Origin of the sequence: Nostoc sp. (assembly GCF_036917415.1) — a bacterium.
Lineage (GTDB): Bacteria > Cyanobacteriota > Cyanobacteriia > Cyanobacteriales > Nostocaceae > Nostoc.
Genome location: NZ_JBALDJ010000025.1, coordinates 50,021 through 67,511 on the forward strand (window position 1 = coordinate 50,021; position 17,491 = coordinate 67,511).

Sequence of the window (17,491 nt, forward strand, 5' to 3'; positions counted from 1 at the left end):
GGTTATTTCTCCCTTATGCTCCCCTGCTCCCCTGCCCCTGCTCGTTCGCGTGTCAAGCTATCAATAGCATCACCCAAGGCAGTAGTCAGGCTATTGCGAGTTTGGGCGTGATTGTCCTGCTCAGTTTTCAAAGCTTGCAAGAGGCGATCGCGTTCTTTAATCGCGGTGATGAGTTTAGCTTGCAAGTCTTCCACAGATTTTAGCTGTTCTATTTCTTGTTGAATCGCTACTGGTGTCCCAGCAGCCAGTGTCTGTATTTCAAAACCTTGAAGTTTATGCAGTTCTGCCTTGAGAGAGGCGATGGTCTGTTGGGAGAGTTGGGTATCTGTGCGGCGTTGTTCTGCTTCTGTGTTGTAAAGCTGACGCCATTTTTGGGCACTTTCCCAAGCCGTATCGCGATCGTGTTGTAGCTGTGCCATCTGCTCTTTGATTACCTGGATTTCTGTCAACCACTGTTGTGTTAAATCTTGATTCATAGATTAATAGTCATTAGTTAGGAACTCTGCCCCACTCCCCACTCGGTATTATTGCGGTAGAAAGATAGATGCGATCGCTACGCAAAATTTAGCACAGTAGTTAATAAACCCAACTAGTTTTAACTCTAAATTATGCCAAAGCCTCGTTTTTTTCGCTTCTTTCGCCACCTCAATTGGCGCACGATTAAAAAAACTTTTTCCAGGACAATCGAAAGGCGACTTTTAGGACTCGCCTCAGAAATCGCCTTCAATGCCATGCTATCGCTGTTTCCAGCAATTCTTGCTCTGATTACAGCTATTGGCTTATTGGCGGAATCTTTACAAAACACCTTTAGACAACTGGCGGTGCAACTAAGTCAAGTCCTACCTGAAGAAGCCCTGGATCTGATTCGTGATTTTGCTACCACAGAAATTACTAACTCCAAAAACAGTGGTTTATTTTCTCTAAGCTTTGTATTAGCAATTTGGACTGCTTCTGGGGCGGTGAGTACTGCGATGACAGCCCTCGATCAAATTCATCAAATTCCTTCAGAAAACATCCGCCCCTTTTGGAAAGCCAAGCTCGTCTCTTTGGGATTAACAGTTGGTACTATGTTGCTTTTAATATTGGCTTCTTTCTCAGTATTTACCAGCGATTGGCTATTGGGAATGGTAGCACGCGAAAATAGTTCTTTAATCTTTTTGTTGCATCTTTGGCTGCTGTTACGCTGGCCTTTAACTTTAAGTATTGTCGCTGTCGCCTTTGGCTTTGTCTATCGCTATGGTCCAAGCAAGTGGAACTCAGGCACGCCAATGATGCCTGGAGCAATTTTAGCAGCTGTTTTTTGGGCAATTTTGTCTGCCCTATTTCGGCTGTATGTGGCGAATTTTGGGAATTATAATAAAGTATATGGTGCTGTAGGAGCTGTAATAGTTTTAATGCTCTGGCTGTCAATGAGTGCTGCTGTTCTGTTAATCGGCGATCAGTTGAACGTGACTATCGGCGAAGATATGCGCTTAAAAGCCCAGCCGCAATCGAAAGAGAAATATTAATTCGTAAATCCTTGAGAAAATAATTGCAAAAGCTCAGTAGGGGAGTAAAATATCTAACGATTCAATACAAAATTAGCGATCGCCTCTATGTCTGATTCTCCTCCTCGATTTTCGATGATTGAACCTGATGCCAAAGCACCCACATTGAAGCGCCTGCGTCAGTTAAGTCGGCTGTTGGATAATGTTATTACCATTCCTGGCACGCAGATTGGTTTTGGTCTAGATCCAATTTTAGGACTCATACCGATTGGTGGTGATTTTTTGGGAATAATGTTTTCTAGCTACATCATTCTAGAAGCAGCACGGCTAGGCGTATCTAGAGCCACTCTAGGTAAAATGGTTTTGAACGTAATCATTGATGGCTTGGTAGGCGCTGTCCCCGTTTTGGGAGACTTTTTTGATTTTGCCTGGAGAGCTAACACTAATAATATCAAGCTCTTGGAAGAATACTTAAAGTTTCCCAGCGAGCAAAAGAGTGCAGACAGGTGGTTTATCTTTGCTGTTTTGGCCGGATTGTTGCTAATCTCTATTGTCTTAGTAGCATTACCCGTGATCCTAATTAGAATCCTGTGGAGCGCCTTTACAGGCGGTTAAATTGTTTATTGATAAAAGAATGAAAGATTGGTGGCAAGCTACTTTTCCTAAAGGGCGGCAAAATCTAGTTATTACTGATGCTAAAGGCTATCCTGTACAAATTGCTTATGGCGAAAAAGGTAGAGGTAAACCGTTAATTTTATTACATGGCATGGGGAGTTGGAGCTACAATTGGCGCCACAGCGTCGCATCATTATCTAAATATTACCGAGTAATTTGTTTTGATGCCAAAGGTTTTGGTTTTTCCGAAAAACCATTGTCTCGTAAAGAACACAACGGTCATCAAGTTATTGAGTTTCAAAGAATTATTCAGGCATTATGTGATGAACCCGCAGTGATTGTAGCCGAATCTCTAGGGGGATTAGTTGCCCTTGCTCTTGCTCAAGAAAATCCGCAGTTAATCGGACGGCTTATAGTAGTAAACGTACCTGTTTTTGCCGAACAGCTACCCCATTGGTCTATGTGGTTGCTTGCCCAAACGCCCCTAGAAGTAATACAAACAATTGACTCCTTACGTCTGACATATCTGTTTGCACCTCTATTTAGAGAAGTTATGGCAATAGAAAGACGTGGGGTATTATTCGATCCCTCAATCTTGACACAGGAAGATATCTATTGGATAACTTACCCGTTTACTGAATTACCTGGTACGATCGCAAAAGTTGCTGAAGAGTTACAAATAGCCGCGCGAGAAATTGAGAATTTGCAAGCAAATAAGCCAAATATGCTCACTAAAATTCAAAATAATCTGAGTGCAATTAAGTGTCCTACACTAGTTTTGTGGGGTGAGCAAGATAGTTGGTTTCCTGCTAGTCATGGTAAAAAATTACATCAACATATCCGCAATTCCAAATTACAGATTTTACCTAACTGCTGTCATGATGCCTCAACTGGGGCTTCTGAGGTGTTGAATAAAACGATTCTTAAGTTTTTACAAGAGACTAACTTCTAAAGACAATTCGTATTTTGATGGTAACATCTCTAATATACCAAAACACTTCACAATGACGTGCGAGTGTTTCAACAATAATTACGAATTACGAATTAGATAAAAAGAGAGTGGGAGGAAGCATATCAGTCAGCTTTCAAACTCCCACTCTACCATTTGCTGCTGAAGCGAACAGGAATGTATACAGACGTTACCCGCTATTTGGGGGCTAATGCGTAGTTCAACAACACCTACACGCATTTAATATTCCTGTTGCAGCAAATGCCAAACCTGATTATTGAATTTATTTACTGAGATAAATACTCTGCAAATAATTGTTAGAGATAGCTTTTTGTTTTTGTAAATCACTGAGTAAATAGTATTTTACAAAAGGAATTTGCTTAGGTGGTAGTCCCTGATAATCAAACCCTTGAAGTCGTTTATCTTCATACAATGTAACTTGATTAATCAAAAGCTGGTTGCCATTTTGGCAAGTTTTTAAATTTCCTATTTGCTCGTATCTAACTTTTTAAAAGCAGTTAAACCGCTATATATAGCAAGCGAACTAAAGGTTAGGACATAATGACAAGCGTGGATGTTAGGAATAGTAATGTTTTACCTCCTGCCTCCTGCCTTCTGCCTCCTGCTATAGCAAAGAAATTATTCGTACATAACAAGATTCCCGACTTCTTAGAGAAAGTCGGGAATCTAAGCCAAGCTAATTGGCAAAAAATGTTAATTTAACAGGATTTTACTTTACAGTAGTATTAATACTGACGTAAAATAGCAGACAATGAACTATTTTTACGAAGATCCATCAAGTCTGCTAAAGGTTCTGTGCGCGTATCCAGGTGGTGCTTGTGTTCTGCTGGTAGAACAGTTACTAGATGCTTTGTTTTAGGTTGCATCTGCATAAGAGGCATTAGTTGTGGCTGTGGCACAAAAATTGGCTGACTCTTGGGAAGATGTGGTTCCAATTTTTGGTAATTCTTCTGTGCCAAGCGTACCTGATGGCGATTAACCTGTTTTTGAACTTTTTGTGGTTGCTTTGTGCGGTTAAGCACTCGGAAAATCAGCAAAGAACCACCACCACAGCTGAGAACGATCGCAGCTACCATCCATAAAGGTGTAGGATTGCTGTTCTCAGAGGGCGGACTGATTGGTTCTTCAACTATAACTGGGATTTTTTCTGGTTCTTCTTGTGGCACAGGCCCAGCATTACCTAAACTATATAAGGCAAAGGCACCACCTCCCATAAACATGGCTAAACACCCGGTTAACAATAGCCAAGGATGATGTGCAACCAGATATATCAGAACATTCGAGCTGTTTTTTAGTCTCGATTTTTTATTTGTCAGCTCTGGAGTAGCCCTTTTTAATTGGGTTCGCTCGCGCTGTACACTCTGACTTTTTTCCATGATTACTTTCAGATTTGTACCCCTCTAGTCAATAAATTGTACTTGAGGAGTCAAGCATCAGGTATCCGTAACAAAATTTAGATTTAAGTAACTTTTTTGTAAAACGGATGCTACAAAATCTGGCTAAATTTTGCCAAAGTTCTGTATTTATGATGACTTTTTGCCGTAATAATCTGAAATCAGTTCGCTTATTTCTTCTCTCAGCTAGGAGAATGCCTTTCAAGAGCAAGTTGAATTAACCGATCGACTAATTCTGGAAAGGGAACTCCACTATGGGCCCAGAGTTGGGGATACATACTTGTTGCAGTAAAGCCTGGTAAGGTATTGATTTCGTTAATCAAAACTTCTTGTGTTGCTTCCACGTAGAAAAAATCTACCCTTGCCAACCCCGCAGCGTCAACAGCAGCAAAAGCTTGCAAAGCCATATCCTGGATTTGACGAGCGATCGCATCTGGAAGCTGTGCGGGTATCAGTAAATCTGCCCGACCCTCAGTATATTTCGTTTCATAATCATAAAAATCGCTGTCATAAGTAATCTCTCCAATGACAGAGGCTTGGGGTCGATCGTTACCTAAAACGGCACACTCGACTTCTCTAGCGACAACACCAGCTTCTACAACTAGTCGGCGGTCATAACTGGCAGCATTATCTAAAGCGGCTTCTAATTCTGGGCGCGATCGCACTTTGGCAATACCCACTGATGAACCCAAATTAGCAGGCTTGACAAAAGCAGGATAACCTAATGCTGCCTCAATTTCATCACACAGTTTCGGAAATACGCACGGATTAGACCAAACCTGCGCTCTAGTTACCGCTTTGTATTTTACCTGTGCTAGTCCCGCTTGCTCAAAAGCCATTTTCATGGCAATTTTATCCATTCCCATTGCCGAACCTAACACCCCAGAACCGACAAAGGGGACTTGCATCAAGGTGAGTAACCCTTGAATTGTTCCATCTTCACCGTTGGGGCCGTGGAGAATGGGAAACCAAACATCCACTTGGGCAACTTGAGAGGGAGATTGCCAATTGCTCAGGTTTTGGGCTTGAGGGTTGGATGTGAGATTTCCCTCAGAAGTTGATTTTTCCGATTCCAACAGCGGACTGCCGGTTGCTAAAACCTTTTGGGGTACTTCTCCCGCCAGCCAGCGACCATCTTTTTGGATGTAAAAAGGCAGTATTTCGTACTTACTAGCATTTTCCTCTGCACTCAAGGCTTTAGCGATCGCCCGTGCTGAGTTGATCGAAACTTCATGTTCTCCCGAACGACCGCCAAACAGTAACCCCACCCGCAGCTTAGTCATTTTCGGCTCCTCCACACTTCTCAAGCAGATAGCGTATCACAACCTACAAAAATTGCCATATTTTTCTATATTATTTTTTTGCCCCCTGCCCCCTGCCCCCCCTGCCCCCTGCCCCCTGCCCCCTGCCTCCAATTGAAACAATCGTGTTGTCAGCTACAGTTATATTCCAGGAAAGTGGGCAACAATATTGGATAACTAACTAGAAATGCAGCCGTACCTGTAAAAGATGCTGCCGTTTCATGAAACCCAGAATTATTGTTTGTGGCTTAGGACTTACCGGATATAAAACCTTTCGGTTGCTGAGACAGCAGGGAGCCTTCGTTGTTGGTATTCATCACCAATCTATCCCTGGCGAAACAGCAGGAGATGTGATTGTTGGCGATTTACAAGCAGCTTCTACCCTAACAGCAGCCGGAATTCAACAGGCACACACTTTAGTAATCACTGGATCTAAAGATGCTCTGAATTTGTCTATTATGATGCAAGCGCGGGTGCTGAATCCCCAGATTCGGATTATCAACCGTTTTTATAATACAAATTTAGGGGAGCGCCTAGATCAAAGTTTGCCAGACCACTTGAGTATGAGTGTTGTCGGATTAGCAGCACCCGTATTCACGTTTGCAGCGCTGGGAAACCGAGCGATCGGACAAATCAAATTATTTCAGCAAACTTGGCCAATTCACGAAGAATACATTGATGAAAACCACTTCTGGAAGGGCCGACAACTGAGTGAATTGTGGGAAGAACGATCGCGGATGCTGATTTATTACTTGCCAGTAAAAGGTGAGATGGATTTGGTGTCAGCTGTGATATCTGGACAAAAGATACAAGTAGGCGATCGCTTAATTGTTGGCACTCAACCCCGTATCCGTCCTCCTCGGAGATCGTTGATTAAAAAACTGCTGAAAGTCTTGACTAATCTTAGGCTATTTCAGCAACACGGGCGATCGGTACTGCTGGGTGCTCTTGCACTATTGGCGGTTATTATGATTGCTACATTCACCTATATGTCGGCTGAGTTGAGTTTGTCTCCTGTCGATGCTCTATATTTTTCTGTAGGCATGATTACTGGAGCGGGTGGTAATGACAAAGTAGTAGAAAATGCTCCTAAAAGTATTAAGTTATTTACCGTTGTGATGATGCTGGTTGGAGCAGTAGTGATTGGTATTTGGTATGCAATGCTTACCGATTTTGTCTTAGGAAGCCGCTTTAAGCAATTTTGGGATGCAGCCCGAATTCCCCAGCGATATCACTACATTGTCTGTGGCTTAAGTGGTATTGGGGTGAGAATTGTCCAGCAACTCCATGCTAACGGACATGAAGTTGTAGTAGTTGAACCCGACTCCAACAACAAATATGTCAACACCGCCCGCGAACTTGGTATTCCTGTCATTCAGGGCGATGCCAGCTTCCGCACAATACTCAAAGCCAGCAATATAGAGTCTGCCGCTGCTGTGCTTGCTGTTACTAACAATGATGCTACTAATCTGGAAATTGCCCTTAAAGCCAAAGGCTTAACACCCAGCATTCCGGTGATTGTTCATTATGCCGATCCTGATTTTGCTGGCATAGCACAACAGCTATTTGGCTTTGAGGCCGTACTGAGTCCCGCTGAACTGGCAGCCCCAGCTTTTGCTGCTGCTGCACTAGGAGGACGCATCCTCGGCAATGGCATCACAGCAGATAGTCTTTGGGTAGCTTTTGCGACTGTAATTACAGCTTCACACGTCTTTTGCGGTCAGTGGGTGAAAAATGTAGCAATGTCTACTGATTGCGTACCTTTATACGTAGAAGTAAATAACCAAACCCTTCATGGCTGGGATTTATTAGAAACCAACCTCAGTGAAGGTGATGTTTTATATATGACTATGCCAGCGACACAGCTATATCAATTGTGGCGGGGCGAGCAAGTTTGTGAATCACACGCTTAAATTTGTCATTTGTCATTTGTCATTTGTCATTTGTCATTTGTCATTTGTCATTTGTCATTCGTCATTTGTCATTTGTCATTAATACACTACTCTCCACTCCCCACTGCCATTTATTTGTTAACTATTCGTTGTTGATATTCTTGCTCAGTAATCATATCGAGAGTATTCTCTAGGCGATCGACAAATACAATACCGTCGAGATGGTCATATTCGTGTTGAAAAATCCGAGCGATAAAATCGGTTAATTCTTGCTTTTGTAAATTGCCTTGAGAGTCAGTGTATTCCACTTCAATAGCTTGATATCGAGGAACTAACCCTCTAATTCCTGGAACACTTAAACAACCTTCCCAATCTTTGACAACTTCAGTTGAATGAGCAATGATTTTGGGATTAATCATGGCAGTAGGTTCCATTTCCGGGGCATTGGGATACCTGGCATTAGGACGGGAAGCCACAATAAACAAACGATAAGATTGTGCTACTTGAGGCGCAGCGATTCCCACACCGTTAGCCTTAGCAACAGTGGCGATTAAGCCTTCAATTAATTTTTGGATTTGCTCATCTTGAATATTTTCAACCCAAGCAGCTTTTTGGCGCAATGTTGGATTGCCTAATTGAATAATTGGCGTTAATTCACTCATGATAAAACTCCTTTAAATAATGGGGCATTAACCAAACAGGGCATGGGGCATTGGGGGAGTGGAGTATGTCAGTTATTTTCAAATGACCAATGACAAATGACAAATGACAAATGACAAATGACCAATGACAAATGACCAATGACAAATGACAAACATCATCCTTCACGTCTAACGGGCAAAGGAGCCGGTTGAACTCCTACTTGGACAATTTGCCCATTGCGTTCCACTTCTATTGGTAATTTAGTCCCAATTTTGCTCTTTTCTACTAGCTTTTGTACTTCTTCAATTTTAGTAACAGGCTGGCTGTTAATGCTTTTAATCACATCACCAACTCGTAAACCAGCTACAGATGCAGGCGATCGCGGCACAATCTCAACCAACAAAACGCCGTCATTTGCTGTAAGATTTAAGCGATCGCCTGCGACATTTTTGATTCTTTCTTTATTTTCTGGTGTCAATGTCACCATCTGAACACCCAAATAAGGATGATCCACCTTGCCTTTAGCAATTAATTCTTGAGCAATCCTTTGCACCGTATTAATGGGTATCGCAAATCCCAAACCTTGAGCGCCTCGGATAATCGCTGTATTCATCGCAATCACTTGACCGCGAGCATTGAGCAATGGGCCACCAGAATTACCAGGGTTAATCGCAGCATCCGTTTGGATGTAATCAACCCGCTTGTCACTAGCACCGATATCGCTACTAGAACGCCCTGTAGCACTGATAATTCCAGAAGTGACGGTATTATTCAAGCCTAATGGATTACCAATGGCAATTACAGCCTCTCCTGGTTGTAAGGCATCGGAGTTACCCACAGATAGAGTTGGCAGATTGTTGGCATTAATTTTGATCGTTGCTACATCTGTTACTGGGTCTTCACCCAAAACTTTCCCATCAAAAGTCCGGCCATCTTTGAGTATAACAGTCACTCTATCAGCACCATCTACCACATGGGCATTGGTAACAATTTGACCAGAAGAATTAATAATAAATCCAGAGCCACTACCGCGTTCTACGCGTTGTCTAGGTTGTGGGGTTCCCTCTCCAAAAAACCGCCGGAAAAATGGATCGTTAAATTCGTCTGGTACACGAGAAGTGATTGTTCGGGAAGAATCAATGCGAACTACCGCAGGTCCCACCTGTTGCACTACTTTCACCACAAAATTAGGATCTCCAGACGAAGAAAAAATCTGCGGGGGGACAATTACCGGATTAGGTTCTGTTGTTTTTTGGGCTTGAGTATCGCCTTGCTGAGTATCAAAGGTCTTAGCAGGTACAAGAGAGCAGCTCCCCAGGAACATCACTGCTACCCCGTATGAGAGCATCCACAACCTCTGGGGTAAGCCCCTGGTTTCAATCTTTTTGGGTGCTGAGTGATGGTTTGTTATCTTCATCTGTCGTTGCTTCTCCGTGTCAATGAGAGTGCTGAGTGCTGAGTGCTGAGTTAAAAGACCGCTCATAATAAGGGACGAGGCATATACTGAGTACTAAAGCTCTGATAAATTTTTGCTTTACTCAGCACTCAGCACTCGGTTTGGTCAGTGGGTGTTAGGATCTTGCCTACTGGGTATGTCCCAAAATGATTACAACTTAAAAGCTTATTTTAGGTCTAGCGTGTCTCAATGCTAAATTAGTGCTTTCTCTTCTATTGTGACGATTAACAGCAAAGGTGGTGGATAATGGAAATTCCCATAGAAAGTCTGTGGAGTCAGGTACTAGAGCGCCTAAAGCTTGAACTATCCCGACCTACCTTTGAAACTTGGATCAAAACTGCTAGTGCAGAGCGATTAGAAAATAATTGCTTGGTTATCCGCACTCCTAACCCATTTGCTCGTAATTGGTTACAGAAGTATTACATCAATACCATTGCTCATGTAGTACAAGATATTCTCGGTCATCCTGTGGGAATTTACATTACGGTTGCTCAAGGTGATGAAGTTTCTCATTTTAGTGAACGAGAGGTTGCTTGGGAATCACCAAATTCCAGCAGTATTTCTGAAGCTGTTGCTAATCACAATCATAAAACTACTGACTTAAACTCTAAATATGTCTTTTCGCGGTTTGTAGTTGGTGCCAACAATCGCATGGCTCACGCTGCTTCTTTGGCAGTTGCAGAATCTCCAGGCAAAGAGTTTAATCCTTTATTTTTATGCGGTGGTGTAGGCTTGGGTAAAACTCATCTTATGCAAGCTATTGGTCATTATCGCTATGCAATTTTTCCTAATTGTAAAATATTTTATGTTTCTACGGAGCAGTTTACGAATGATTTAATTACAGCCATTCGTAAGGATAGTATGCAAAGTTTTCGAGAGCATTACCGAGCTGCTGATGTTTTATTAGTGGATGATATTCAGTTTCTGGAAGGGAAGGAATATACCCAAGAAGAATTTTTTTATACTTTTAATACTTTACATGAAGCTGGTAAACAAGTTGTCATTGCTTCCGACCGTCCGCCTAACCAAATTCCTAGCTTGCAAGAACGTCTTTGTTCTCGTTTTTCTATGGGCTTAATTGCCGATATCCAAAAACCAGATTTAGAAACGAGAATGGCAATTTTGCAGAAAAAGGCTGAGGATGAAAATATTAATCTTCCCCGCGATGTGATTGAGTATATTGCTTCTAACTATACTTCTAATATTCGAGAATTAGAAGGAGCTTTAATTCGGGCGGTGGCTTATATTTCTATTTGGGGCTTACCGATGACGGTAGAAAATATTACACCAGTTTTAGAACCGCCTAACGAAAAAATGGCAGCTACCCCAGAAGCAATTTTAAAGGTTGTAGCGGATAATTTTGATGTTTCAATAGACGACCTCAAAAGTAACTCGCGACGACGAGAAATTAGCTGGGCGCGTCAATTAGGAATGTATCTCATGCGCCAACACACGGCCTTGAGTTTGCCAAGAATTGGCGAGGAGTTTGGTGGTAAAGACCATACAACGGTAATCTATAGTTGCGATAAAATTACCCAACTTCAAGAGAGCGATCGCACCTTAGTACAAACTCTACGCCAACTGAGCGATCGCATCAATATGAACAGCCGTTCTCAAAAACCATCCTGAAGATCTCTTTTAAGTTTTCCACAACCAGCAGTGCGATCGTTAGCGTTGATGGTTGAATAATTAGTTGAAAATATTAAGTAACGTCTAATAATTGATTAAATTTAACTTAAATAGTGGAAATAATCTTACTTTTTGTGGATAAATCTCTGAAAAACTTAATATTTTGCAGATAAAACTTAATTAAGTATAATTACTTTGTGGAAAAGTACATAAGTTTTTCCACAAGTTTTCCACAGGTAGTTAACTTAGGAATTTTCAAGAAATAAACGATCAAAAAAAACGTAGATGTGCAGAGGCTTGCCGTAGGCTACCACTCCAGACGCAAAGAACACAGAGAGGAAAAATAGAGAGGAGCATAAGCGCAGTCTTGGCGGGGTGAGGTTCAATGGGTATTAAGGGTAAGTTAGCAAAATTGAAAGTGGATTGCGCTGACTATTCAAAGGATGCAGAGATTGTGAGTAATTGGCTATGAGATTAGGTTTATTACCCTATCCAAGTGCTAAGAAACTCTACTTAGTTTTCCATAGTAGTAGATATTGGCGATCGCAAACGAGCAGAAGCAGCCTCAATTTTAGAGGAACGTAACCGCATGGCGCGCGAAATTCGTGATACGCTAGCACAAGCCTTTACAGGTATTCTGGTTCACATGGGAGCCATTTCTCGATTAGCAACAACCAACCCAGAAGCAGTACAAACACATAGTAATACCGTGCAATATCTGGCTCGCAGTGGGCTAACGGAGGCTCGCCGATCTGTTGCCGCACTGCGTCCCCAATTACTAGAAGAGGGCAACCTGTGGACTGCGCGGCTATCTTGTCGAGTATGCCGATGTTTTAGGACTCGATATTTCCCAGCTTTTACAAGATATATCCAAACGAGTGCATATCGATCGCATCAATCAAGACATCGAAAGTGGATACCAAAGTGGAGTAACGGCTGCCCCAGCTTTGTTTATTAATGGAATTCGTTATCGCGATCGCTGGAACATAGAGCAGTTGAAGGCGGCCATTACCACTACAAGTCATTGATTTTTTCAAAAACCGATTAACATTTAGGAGGAACAAAAACATGATTGCTCAAGTAAACCTTGGCGGTAGTTTCACGCTCCCAGGCACTTCTGTGACTCTGAAGCGTCTAGGGTACGGCGCGATGCAGCTTGCTGGATCGGGTGTTTGGGGACCGCCGCGCGACGTGGATGCTGCCGTTGCCGTTCTGCGCGAAGCGATCGCACTCGGAATCAATCACATCGACACCAGCGACTTCTACGGTCCGCACATCACCAACCAAATCATTCGGCAGGCGCTTCACCCCTACCCCGAATATCTGACGATTGTCACCAAGGTGGGCGCGGTGCGCGGCGCGGACGCATCGTGGAATCCAGCGCAGAGTCCGACCGAGCTTCGCCAAGCGGTGCACGACAACCTGAGCAACCTCGGACTCGATGCGCTCGATGTCGTCAACCTGCGCCGGTGGGGGGACGGGCCGAGCGAGGGGTCGATCGCAGAGCAATTCACCGCGCTCGCCGAGATGCAGGGGCAGGGGCTGATCCGGCACCTGGGACTTAGCAATGTGACGGCGGCGCAGGTCGAGGAAGCGCGCGCGATCGCGCCGGTGGTCTGTGTGCAGAACCAGTATAACCTCGCCCACCGCGAGGACGACGCGCTAGTCGGCGATCTGGCGGGGAAGGGCATCGCCTACGTGCCGTTCTTTCCGCTCGGCGGCTTCAACCCGCTTCAGTCCTCGACACTGGACACGGTGGCGGCGTCGGTCGGAGCTACCAAGATGCAGGTTGCGCTGGCGTGGCTGTTGCAGCGCTCTTCCAACATTTTGCTGATTCCGGGAACCTCATCGGTTAAGCATCTGCACGAGAATCTCAAAGCCGCAGATTTGCAACTTCCACCGCAAACGATTGCCGACCTGGACGCGATCGCTGAATAGTTAATAGTCTATAGCAATCCTATTTTGCCTGAGCCTATTTTATTAACCCAGATTTTTGCCAAGCTTACTGCTTTAGGACGTATTCATAAGGTTTCTACAGGCGTTGAACCCTCGTAAATTGGCAGAGGTATTGATTAGCATCCACATTACTAACAATCACCTCAGCAATTCCTGTGGCTGGTTTTTCTTGTCGGAATGCATCGCCAGTAGCTAAACGTAACTGAGCATTAAGGATATTTGCTATGTAAGAGTTACCTTCAGTTTTTGGGGTGACTTGCAACTGTTCACTTTTCGCATTTGTCTCTAAAATCACCTCTACACCCTTATCAGTAGCATTAACTTTAACATTCATAATTTGTACCACTTGACTTGCAGGGAGAAGTGTGATTGTTGATGGTGACTGTACTAGCAAATCCGCGCTAGTCTGCTTAACCTTAAAGTTACTCAATCGCAGAATTCTTTTTGTTGGTTCAAAAGTACTAGGCGATGAATGTTGAAGTAATGGTTGCTTGTCGCTAGCGATCGCATACTGAACAATAAGGGTGTTAGGATATCTTTCACCAGCTGAATCTGACTTATGAAATTAGTTTGCTCCCAAAGCGATCTCAGTACAAACCTCTCATTCGTTAGCCGTGCAGTACCTTCACGACCAACTCATCCAGTACTTGCCAATGTACTGTTACAAGCGGATGCTGAAACTAACCAAGTAAGCTTAACAGCCTTCGATCTCAGCTTAGGAATCCGCACCAGCTTTAACGCAGAGGTATGGCAAAGTGGTGCGATCGCACTTCCTGCTAAATTACTTGTAGACATCACCTCTCGTCTTCCAGAAGGCGAAATCACTCTCGATGATGAATCAACCTTGACAGGTGCAACATCTGGTGGGGAAGGTTTAATTGTCACACTCACACCTAAGAGTGGACATTACCAATTCCAAGCAATGGGGCCGGAAGAATTTCCCGAACTCCCTGTAATTGAAAATACAGAAGTAATTCATCTCACCACCACCGCATTAATTGAGGGATTACGCGGTTCATTATTTGCTACCAGTGGTGATGAAACCAAGCAAGTACTCACCGGTGTGCATTTAACAGTTAAACAAGATACCCTAGAATTTGCAGCTACCGATGGACATCGCCTAGCAGTAGTAGAAACTAGCAACGAACGTCCTCTAGGCGGAACTAGTCAACTAGAAGTGACAGTACCAGCTAGAGCATTACGCGAACTCCAACGAATGCTAGCTCATAGCGCCTCATCAGATGAACCCGTAGCTTTATATTTCGATCAAGGTCAAGTTGTGTTTGCATGGCAAAATCAACGCTTGACTAGTCGCACATTAGAAGGGCAATATCCTGCTTATCGACAATTAATTCCGCGCCAATTTGAGCGACAAGTAACAATTGAACGGCGACAATTTGTTAGCACTTTGGAGCGGATTGCTGTGTTAGCCGATCAAAAAAATAATATTGTCAAGCTCAGTATTGATAGCGAAGCTCAAGAAATTACCTTATCTTGTGAAGCTCAAGATGTAGGCAGTGGTAGAGAGTCAATGCCAGCACAAATTTCTGGGGAAAATATTGAAATTGCTTTTAACATTAAATATTTGATGGAAGGCTTAAAAGAATTACCATCTACCGAAATTCAAATGCATTTAAATCAAAGCCTAACTCCAGTAATTTTTACACCATTGGGTGGTTTGAAAATGACCTATTTAGCTATGCCTGTGCAACTTAGAAGTTAGAGGTGATATCATGTCCGCATAATTAGTTATGATTCCCACAGTCATTGCACCCCACACGCCAATCGCTCATGGGGGAAACCCCCAAGACCGCGTTGGCTCCCCTTAATCCCCTCCCCGCAAGCGGGGAGGCAGGGCTGATTCATTCCACAAGAGTGAGAAGTTTGTCAATAATATAAAATATGGTGTTTAATCCTGTGTTTTCCTTTACCTATGCCGATTTTGACAGCAGAAATCCTCTGTTTAGAAGCTGAAATATTTTCATTAGCCGAGTCTCAGCATCCAGAACCTCTGCTGTATGGTGTTACTGATGGAAAAGCTGTCGGAACTTACCTGGAACAGAAATTTCGACTTTACTTAAAAGCTAAGTACGATTTCATACAAGGCAACTCTGCGAGTGGTATTGATTTTCCGGGGTTGCTTATAGATATGAAGGTAACAAGTGTTAGACAACCACAATCATCATGCCCATTCAAATCTGCACGCCAAAAAATTTTTGGGCTTGGCTATTCGTTGCTTATCTTTGTCTACGATAAGGCAGATAATAGTATAAACCGCACGGCTACTCTGAATATTTTGCATACGATTTACGTAAGTGCTGAAAGAACCGCAGATTTCCAGATGACACGTGGAATTTCTAGTATTTTAGAGAACGAAGGTAATAAAGATGACCTAATTGCTTTTATGCTCGACCGCAATTTGCCTGTTGACGAACTTGAAGCAAGTAACATCGCGAATGAAATATTGAGAAATCCACCTTTACAGGGATTTTTAACGATTTCCAATGCTTTACAATGGCGACTTCAGTATGGGAGAGTGATAGAACGTACTGGTCAAGAAAAAGGTATAATTACCGTTTATAGAGCTAATCCCTGATGCGTACTGTTCAGAAACTTAAAGTAGAATACGGCGATTTTCAAACGCCGATAGAATTAGCCGATCAGGTATGTAAAAAGCTAGTAGAGCTTGGTGTTAAGCCACATATTATAATTGAGCCTACTTGTGGAATAGGAAATTTTGTTGAAGCTGCTTCATCTTGTTTTGACTCAGCAAAAAAAATTTTAGGAATTGAATTAAACCTTGATTACTTTAGACAGATTCTAGAAGAAGAAAAGTTTTTACATGACCAAAGGATTGAAATTAAATGTGAGGATTTTTTTCAAGTAGATTGGTTATCACTAATAGGTGAATCAAATGAAGAAATATTAGTGCTTGGTAATTTACCTTGGGTAACAAACTCACAACAGGGTAGTATTGGGGGCGTAAATTTGCCTAAAAAGAGCAATTTTCAAAATCATACTGGTTTAGATGCAATTACGGGAAAAAGTAATTTTGATATATCAGAATGGATGCTCATACAGTTTGTACAATACTTACAGAAGCATAACAGTTATCTAGCGGTGCTTTGTAAAACTTCGGTTTCTAGAAAAATTTTAAATTATATCTATTCGGAAAAGCTAAATCTTGCTTACTGTGCAGTTTATAAGATAGATTCTAAGAAATATTTTGATGCTGCTGTTGAAGCTTGCTTATTTTTCTGTAAATTTGATTCCAACTCCCAAAAATATTATTGTGATGTATTTGATAGTCTTGAAAGCTCAGTTTGCTCTCGTATAGGCTATTTAAATAATATTCTTGTTAGGGATTTGATTACATTTAAAAAAGTACAAAGCTTATACAATAAGCAATCAAAAACAAAATGGCGTTCTGGTATTAAGCATGATTGCGCTAGCGTCATGGAATTTCGCAAAAATAATGACTATTTTATAAACGGGCTAGGAGAATCTTATGAACTCGAAGAAACTTATATTTTCCCTTTAGTTAAAGGTTCTTCTGTTGCCCAAAATAAAACAAAAGCTACTGATCGATATATTTTAGTTACTCAAAGTTTTGTTGGCGAGTCTACTGAATTTATAAAAGATTTAGCACCTAAAACATGGGCATATTTAGAAAAGCATGAAAGTCTTTTAAATAATAGGAAAAGTAAGATTTATCAAAATAGCCCCAGATTCTCTATTTTTGGTGTTGGCTCATATACTTTTGCACCTTGGAAAATAGCAATCTGTGGACTTTATAAAAAATTAAGTTTTAGATTAATTGGTCAAATAAATGAAAAGCCTCCTATTTTTGATGATACTGTTTACTTTCTCAGCTTTTTTGATGAGAAAAGTGCATACGAATCATATAAGCTTTTAACTTCTTCATTAGCAAAAGATTTTTATTTATCTCTAATATTTTGGGACGAAAAACGTCCAATTAAGTCTACTATTTTAAATAGCTTAAACTTGGCAGCTTTAGCAAAGTTAGTATTATAATGTGCTGTTTAGCAATACAATTATTGCTTGTCATAAAAATCCAATTACTGTAGGATGAAATATCATTTAACCCTGATTTAGATCCCCAACTTCTTCAAAAATTTGGAGATCGGT

15 protein-coding genes and 2 pseudogenes are annotated in these 17,491 nt (G+C 42.0%); 11 read left to right on the plus strand and 6 right to left on the minus strand.

Annotation, left to right across the window (positions count from 1 at the left end; all coding sequences use genetic code 11):
* Window positions 1-2: 2 nt before the first annotated feature.
* Window positions 3-476 (minus strand): hypothetical protein, encoded by a 474-nt coding sequence (locus tag V7K41_RS03440; protein ID WP_334845737.1) that lies wholly within the window; start codon window positions 474-476, stop codon window positions 3-5.
* A 132-nt stretch (window positions 477-608) separates the two neighbouring features.
* Here V7K41_RS03440 and V7K41_RS03445 point away from each other — a divergent pair, with 132 nt between their 5' ends.
* The 3 genes from V7K41_RS03445 (at window position 609) to V7K41_RS03455 (ending at window position 3,054) form a co-directional block, all read left to right on the plus strand.
* The gene (locus V7K41_RS03445; RefSeq protein WP_334845738.1) at window positions 609-1,508 is read left to right on the plus strand and encodes a YihY/virulence factor BrkB family protein; all 900 of its coding nucleotides are present in this window, start codon (window positions 609-611) and stop codon (window positions 1,506-1,508) included.
* 87 nt (window positions 1,509-1,595) lie between these two features.
* Window positions 1,596-2,102: a DUF4112 domain-containing protein gene (locus tag V7K41_RS03450; RefSeq protein WP_334845739.1), complete on the plus strand. Its 507-nt coding sequence runs from the start codon at window positions 1,596-1,598 to the stop codon at window positions 2,100-2,102.
* A gap of 19 nt (window positions 2,103-2,121) precedes the next feature.
* Entirely contained in the window at window positions 2,122-3,054 is a 933-nt protein-coding gene (locus tag V7K41_RS03455; protein WP_334845740.1) for an alpha/beta fold hydrolase, read from the plus strand.
* A gap of 743 nt (window positions 3,055-3,797) precedes the next feature.
* Here V7K41_RS03455 and V7K41_RS03460 read toward each other — a convergent pair.
* Window positions 3,798-4,448, minus strand: a complete 651-nt coding sequence (locus V7K41_RS03460) for a hypothetical protein (protein ID WP_334845741.1) — start codon at window positions 4,446-4,448, stop codon at window positions 3,798-3,800.
* A gap of 200 nt (window positions 4,449-4,648) precedes the next feature.
* Entirely contained in the window at window positions 4,649-5,749 is a 1,101-nt protein-coding gene (locus V7K41_RS03465) for a D-alanine--D-alanine ligase family protein (protein WP_334845742.1), read from the minus strand.
* Between the two features lie 239 nt (window positions 5,750-5,988).
* Here V7K41_RS03465 and V7K41_RS03470 point away from each other — a divergent pair, with 239 nt between their 5' ends.
* Window positions 5,989-7,680, plus strand: a complete 1,692-nt coding sequence (locus tag V7K41_RS03470; protein ID WP_334845743.1) for an NAD-binding protein — start codon at window positions 5,989-5,991, stop codon at window positions 7,678-7,680.
* A 110-nt stretch (window positions 7,681-7,790) separates the two neighbouring features.
* On the opposite strand, the gene def is transcribed toward V7K41_RS03470, so the two are convergent.
* Both def and V7K41_RS03480 read right to left on the minus strand, forming a co-directional pair.
* A complete protein-coding gene (gene def / locus V7K41_RS03475; RefSeq protein ID WP_334845744.1) occupies window positions 7,791-8,321 on the minus strand; it encodes a peptide deformylase in 531 nt (176 codons plus the stop codon).
* A gap of 155 nt (window positions 8,322-8,476) precedes the next feature.
* Window positions 8,477-9,718, minus strand: a complete 1,242-nt coding sequence (locus V7K41_RS03480; protein WP_334845745.1) for an HhoA/HhoB/HtrA family serine endopeptidase — start codon at window positions 9,716-9,718, stop codon at window positions 8,477-8,479.
* Window positions 9,719-10,003: 285 nt separating this feature from the next.
* On the opposite strand from V7K41_RS03480, the gene dnaA reads away from it, so the two are divergent.
* The 4 genes and pseudogenes from dnaA to V7K41_RS03500 all read left to right on the plus strand — a co-directional run bounded on the left by dnaA (window position 10,004) and on the right by V7K41_RS03500 (window position 13,324).
* Entirely contained in the window at window positions 10,004-11,386 is a 1,383-nt protein-coding gene (gene dnaA, locus V7K41_RS03485) for a chromosomal replication initiator protein DnaA (protein ID WP_334845746.1), read from the plus strand.
* Window positions 11,387-11,918: 532 nt separating this feature from the next.
* Window positions 11,919-12,191, plus strand: a pseudogene (locus tag V7K41_RS32795) (histidine kinase); the annotation flags it as partial.
* Between the two features lies 1 nt (window position 12,192).
* Window positions 12,193-12,414 (plus strand): annotated as a pseudogene (locus tag V7K41_RS03495) (DsbA family protein); the annotation flags it as partial.
* Window positions 12,415-12,454: 40 nt separating this feature from the next.
* Window positions 12,455-13,324, plus strand: coding sequence for an aldo/keto reductase family oxidoreductase (locus V7K41_RS03500; protein WP_334845747.1), 870 nt, complete (start codon window positions 12,455-12,457; stop codon window positions 13,322-13,324).
* Between the two features lie 94 nt (window positions 13,325-13,418).
* Here V7K41_RS03500 and V7K41_RS03505 read toward each other — a convergent pair whose 3' ends face one another.
* The gene (locus tag V7K41_RS03505; RefSeq protein WP_334845748.1) at window positions 13,419-13,676 is read right to left on the minus strand and encodes an AMIN domain-containing protein; all 258 of its coding nucleotides are present in this window, start codon (window positions 13,674-13,676) and stop codon (window positions 13,419-13,421) included.
* Window positions 13,677-13,901: 225 nt separating this feature from the next.
* Here V7K41_RS03505 and dnaN point away from each other — a divergent pair, with 225 nt between their 5' ends.
* The 3 genes from dnaN to V7K41_RS03520 all read left to right on the plus strand — a co-directional run bounded on the left by dnaN (window position 13,902) and on the right by V7K41_RS03520 (window position 17,377).
* On the plus strand, window positions 13,902-15,065 hold the full coding sequence (gene dnaN, locus V7K41_RS03510; protein WP_334845749.1) for a DNA polymerase III subunit beta: 1,164 nt from the start codon (window positions 13,902-13,904) through the stop codon (window positions 15,063-15,065).
* Between the two features lie 210 nt (window positions 15,066-15,275).
* Window positions 15,276-15,938, plus strand: a complete 663-nt coding sequence (locus V7K41_RS03515) for a restriction endonuclease (protein WP_334845750.1) — start codon at window positions 15,276-15,278, stop codon at window positions 15,936-15,938.
* Window positions 15,935-17,377 (plus strand): SAM-dependent methyltransferase, encoded by a 1,443-nt coding sequence (locus V7K41_RS03520; RefSeq protein WP_334845961.1) that lies wholly within the window; start codon window positions 15,935-15,937, stop codon window positions 17,375-17,377. Before V7K41_RS03515 ends, V7K41_RS03520 begins: the two co-directional genes overlap by 4 nt.
* The last annotated feature ends 114 nt before the right edge of the window (window positions 17,378-17,491 follow it).

Coding starts and splice junctions, on each gene's coding strand:
- dnaA (WP_334845746.1), top strand. CDS start 10,004: ATGGAAATTCCCATAGAAAGTCTGTGGAGTCAGGTACTAGAGCGCCTA.
- def (WP_334845744.1), bottom strand. CDS start 8,321: ATGAGTGAATTAACGCCAATTATTCAATTAGGCAATCCAACATTGCGC.
- dnaN (WP_334845749.1), top strand. CDS start 13,902: ATGAAATTAGTTTGCTCCCAAAGCGATCTCAGTACAAACCTCTCATTC.
- V7K41_RS03460 (WP_334845741.1), bottom strand. CDS start 4,448: ATGGAAAAAAGTCAGAGTGTACAGCGCGAGCGAACCCAATTAAAAAGG.
- V7K41_RS03465 (WP_334845742.1), bottom strand. CDS start 5,749: ATGACTAAGCTGCGGGTGGGGTTACTGTTTGGCGGTCGTTCGGGAGAA.
- V7K41_RS03470 (WP_334845743.1), top strand. CDS start 5,989: ATGAAACCCAGAATTATTGTTTGTGGCTTAGGACTTACCGGATATAAA.
- V7K41_RS03505 (WP_334845748.1), bottom strand. CDS start 13,676: ATGAATGTTAAAGTTAATGCTACTGATAAGGGTGTAGAGGTGATTTTA.
- V7K41_RS03445 (WP_334845738.1), top strand. CDS start 609: ATGCCAAAGCCTCGTTTTTTTCGCTTCTTTCGCCACCTCAATTGGCGC.
- V7K41_RS03515 (WP_334845750.1), top strand. CDS start 15,276: ATGCCGATTTTGACAGCAGAAATCCTCTGTTTAGAAGCTGAAATATTT.
- V7K41_RS03450 (WP_334845739.1), top strand. CDS start 1,596: ATGTCTGATTCTCCTCCTCGATTTTCGATGATTGAACCTGATGCCAAA.
- V7K41_RS03455 (WP_334845740.1), top strand. CDS start 2,122: ATGAAAGATTGGTGGCAAGCTACTTTTCCTAAAGGGCGGCAAAATCTA.
- V7K41_RS03480 (WP_334845745.1), bottom strand. CDS start 9,718: ATGAAGATAACAAACCATCACTCAGCACCCAAAAAGATTGAAACCAGG.
- V7K41_RS03500 (WP_334845747.1), top strand. CDS start 12,455: ATGATTGCTCAAGTAAACCTTGGCGGTAGTTTCACGCTCCCAGGCACT.
- V7K41_RS03440 (WP_334845737.1), bottom strand. CDS start 476: ATGAATCAAGATTTAACACAACAGTGGTTGACAGAAATCCAGGTAATC.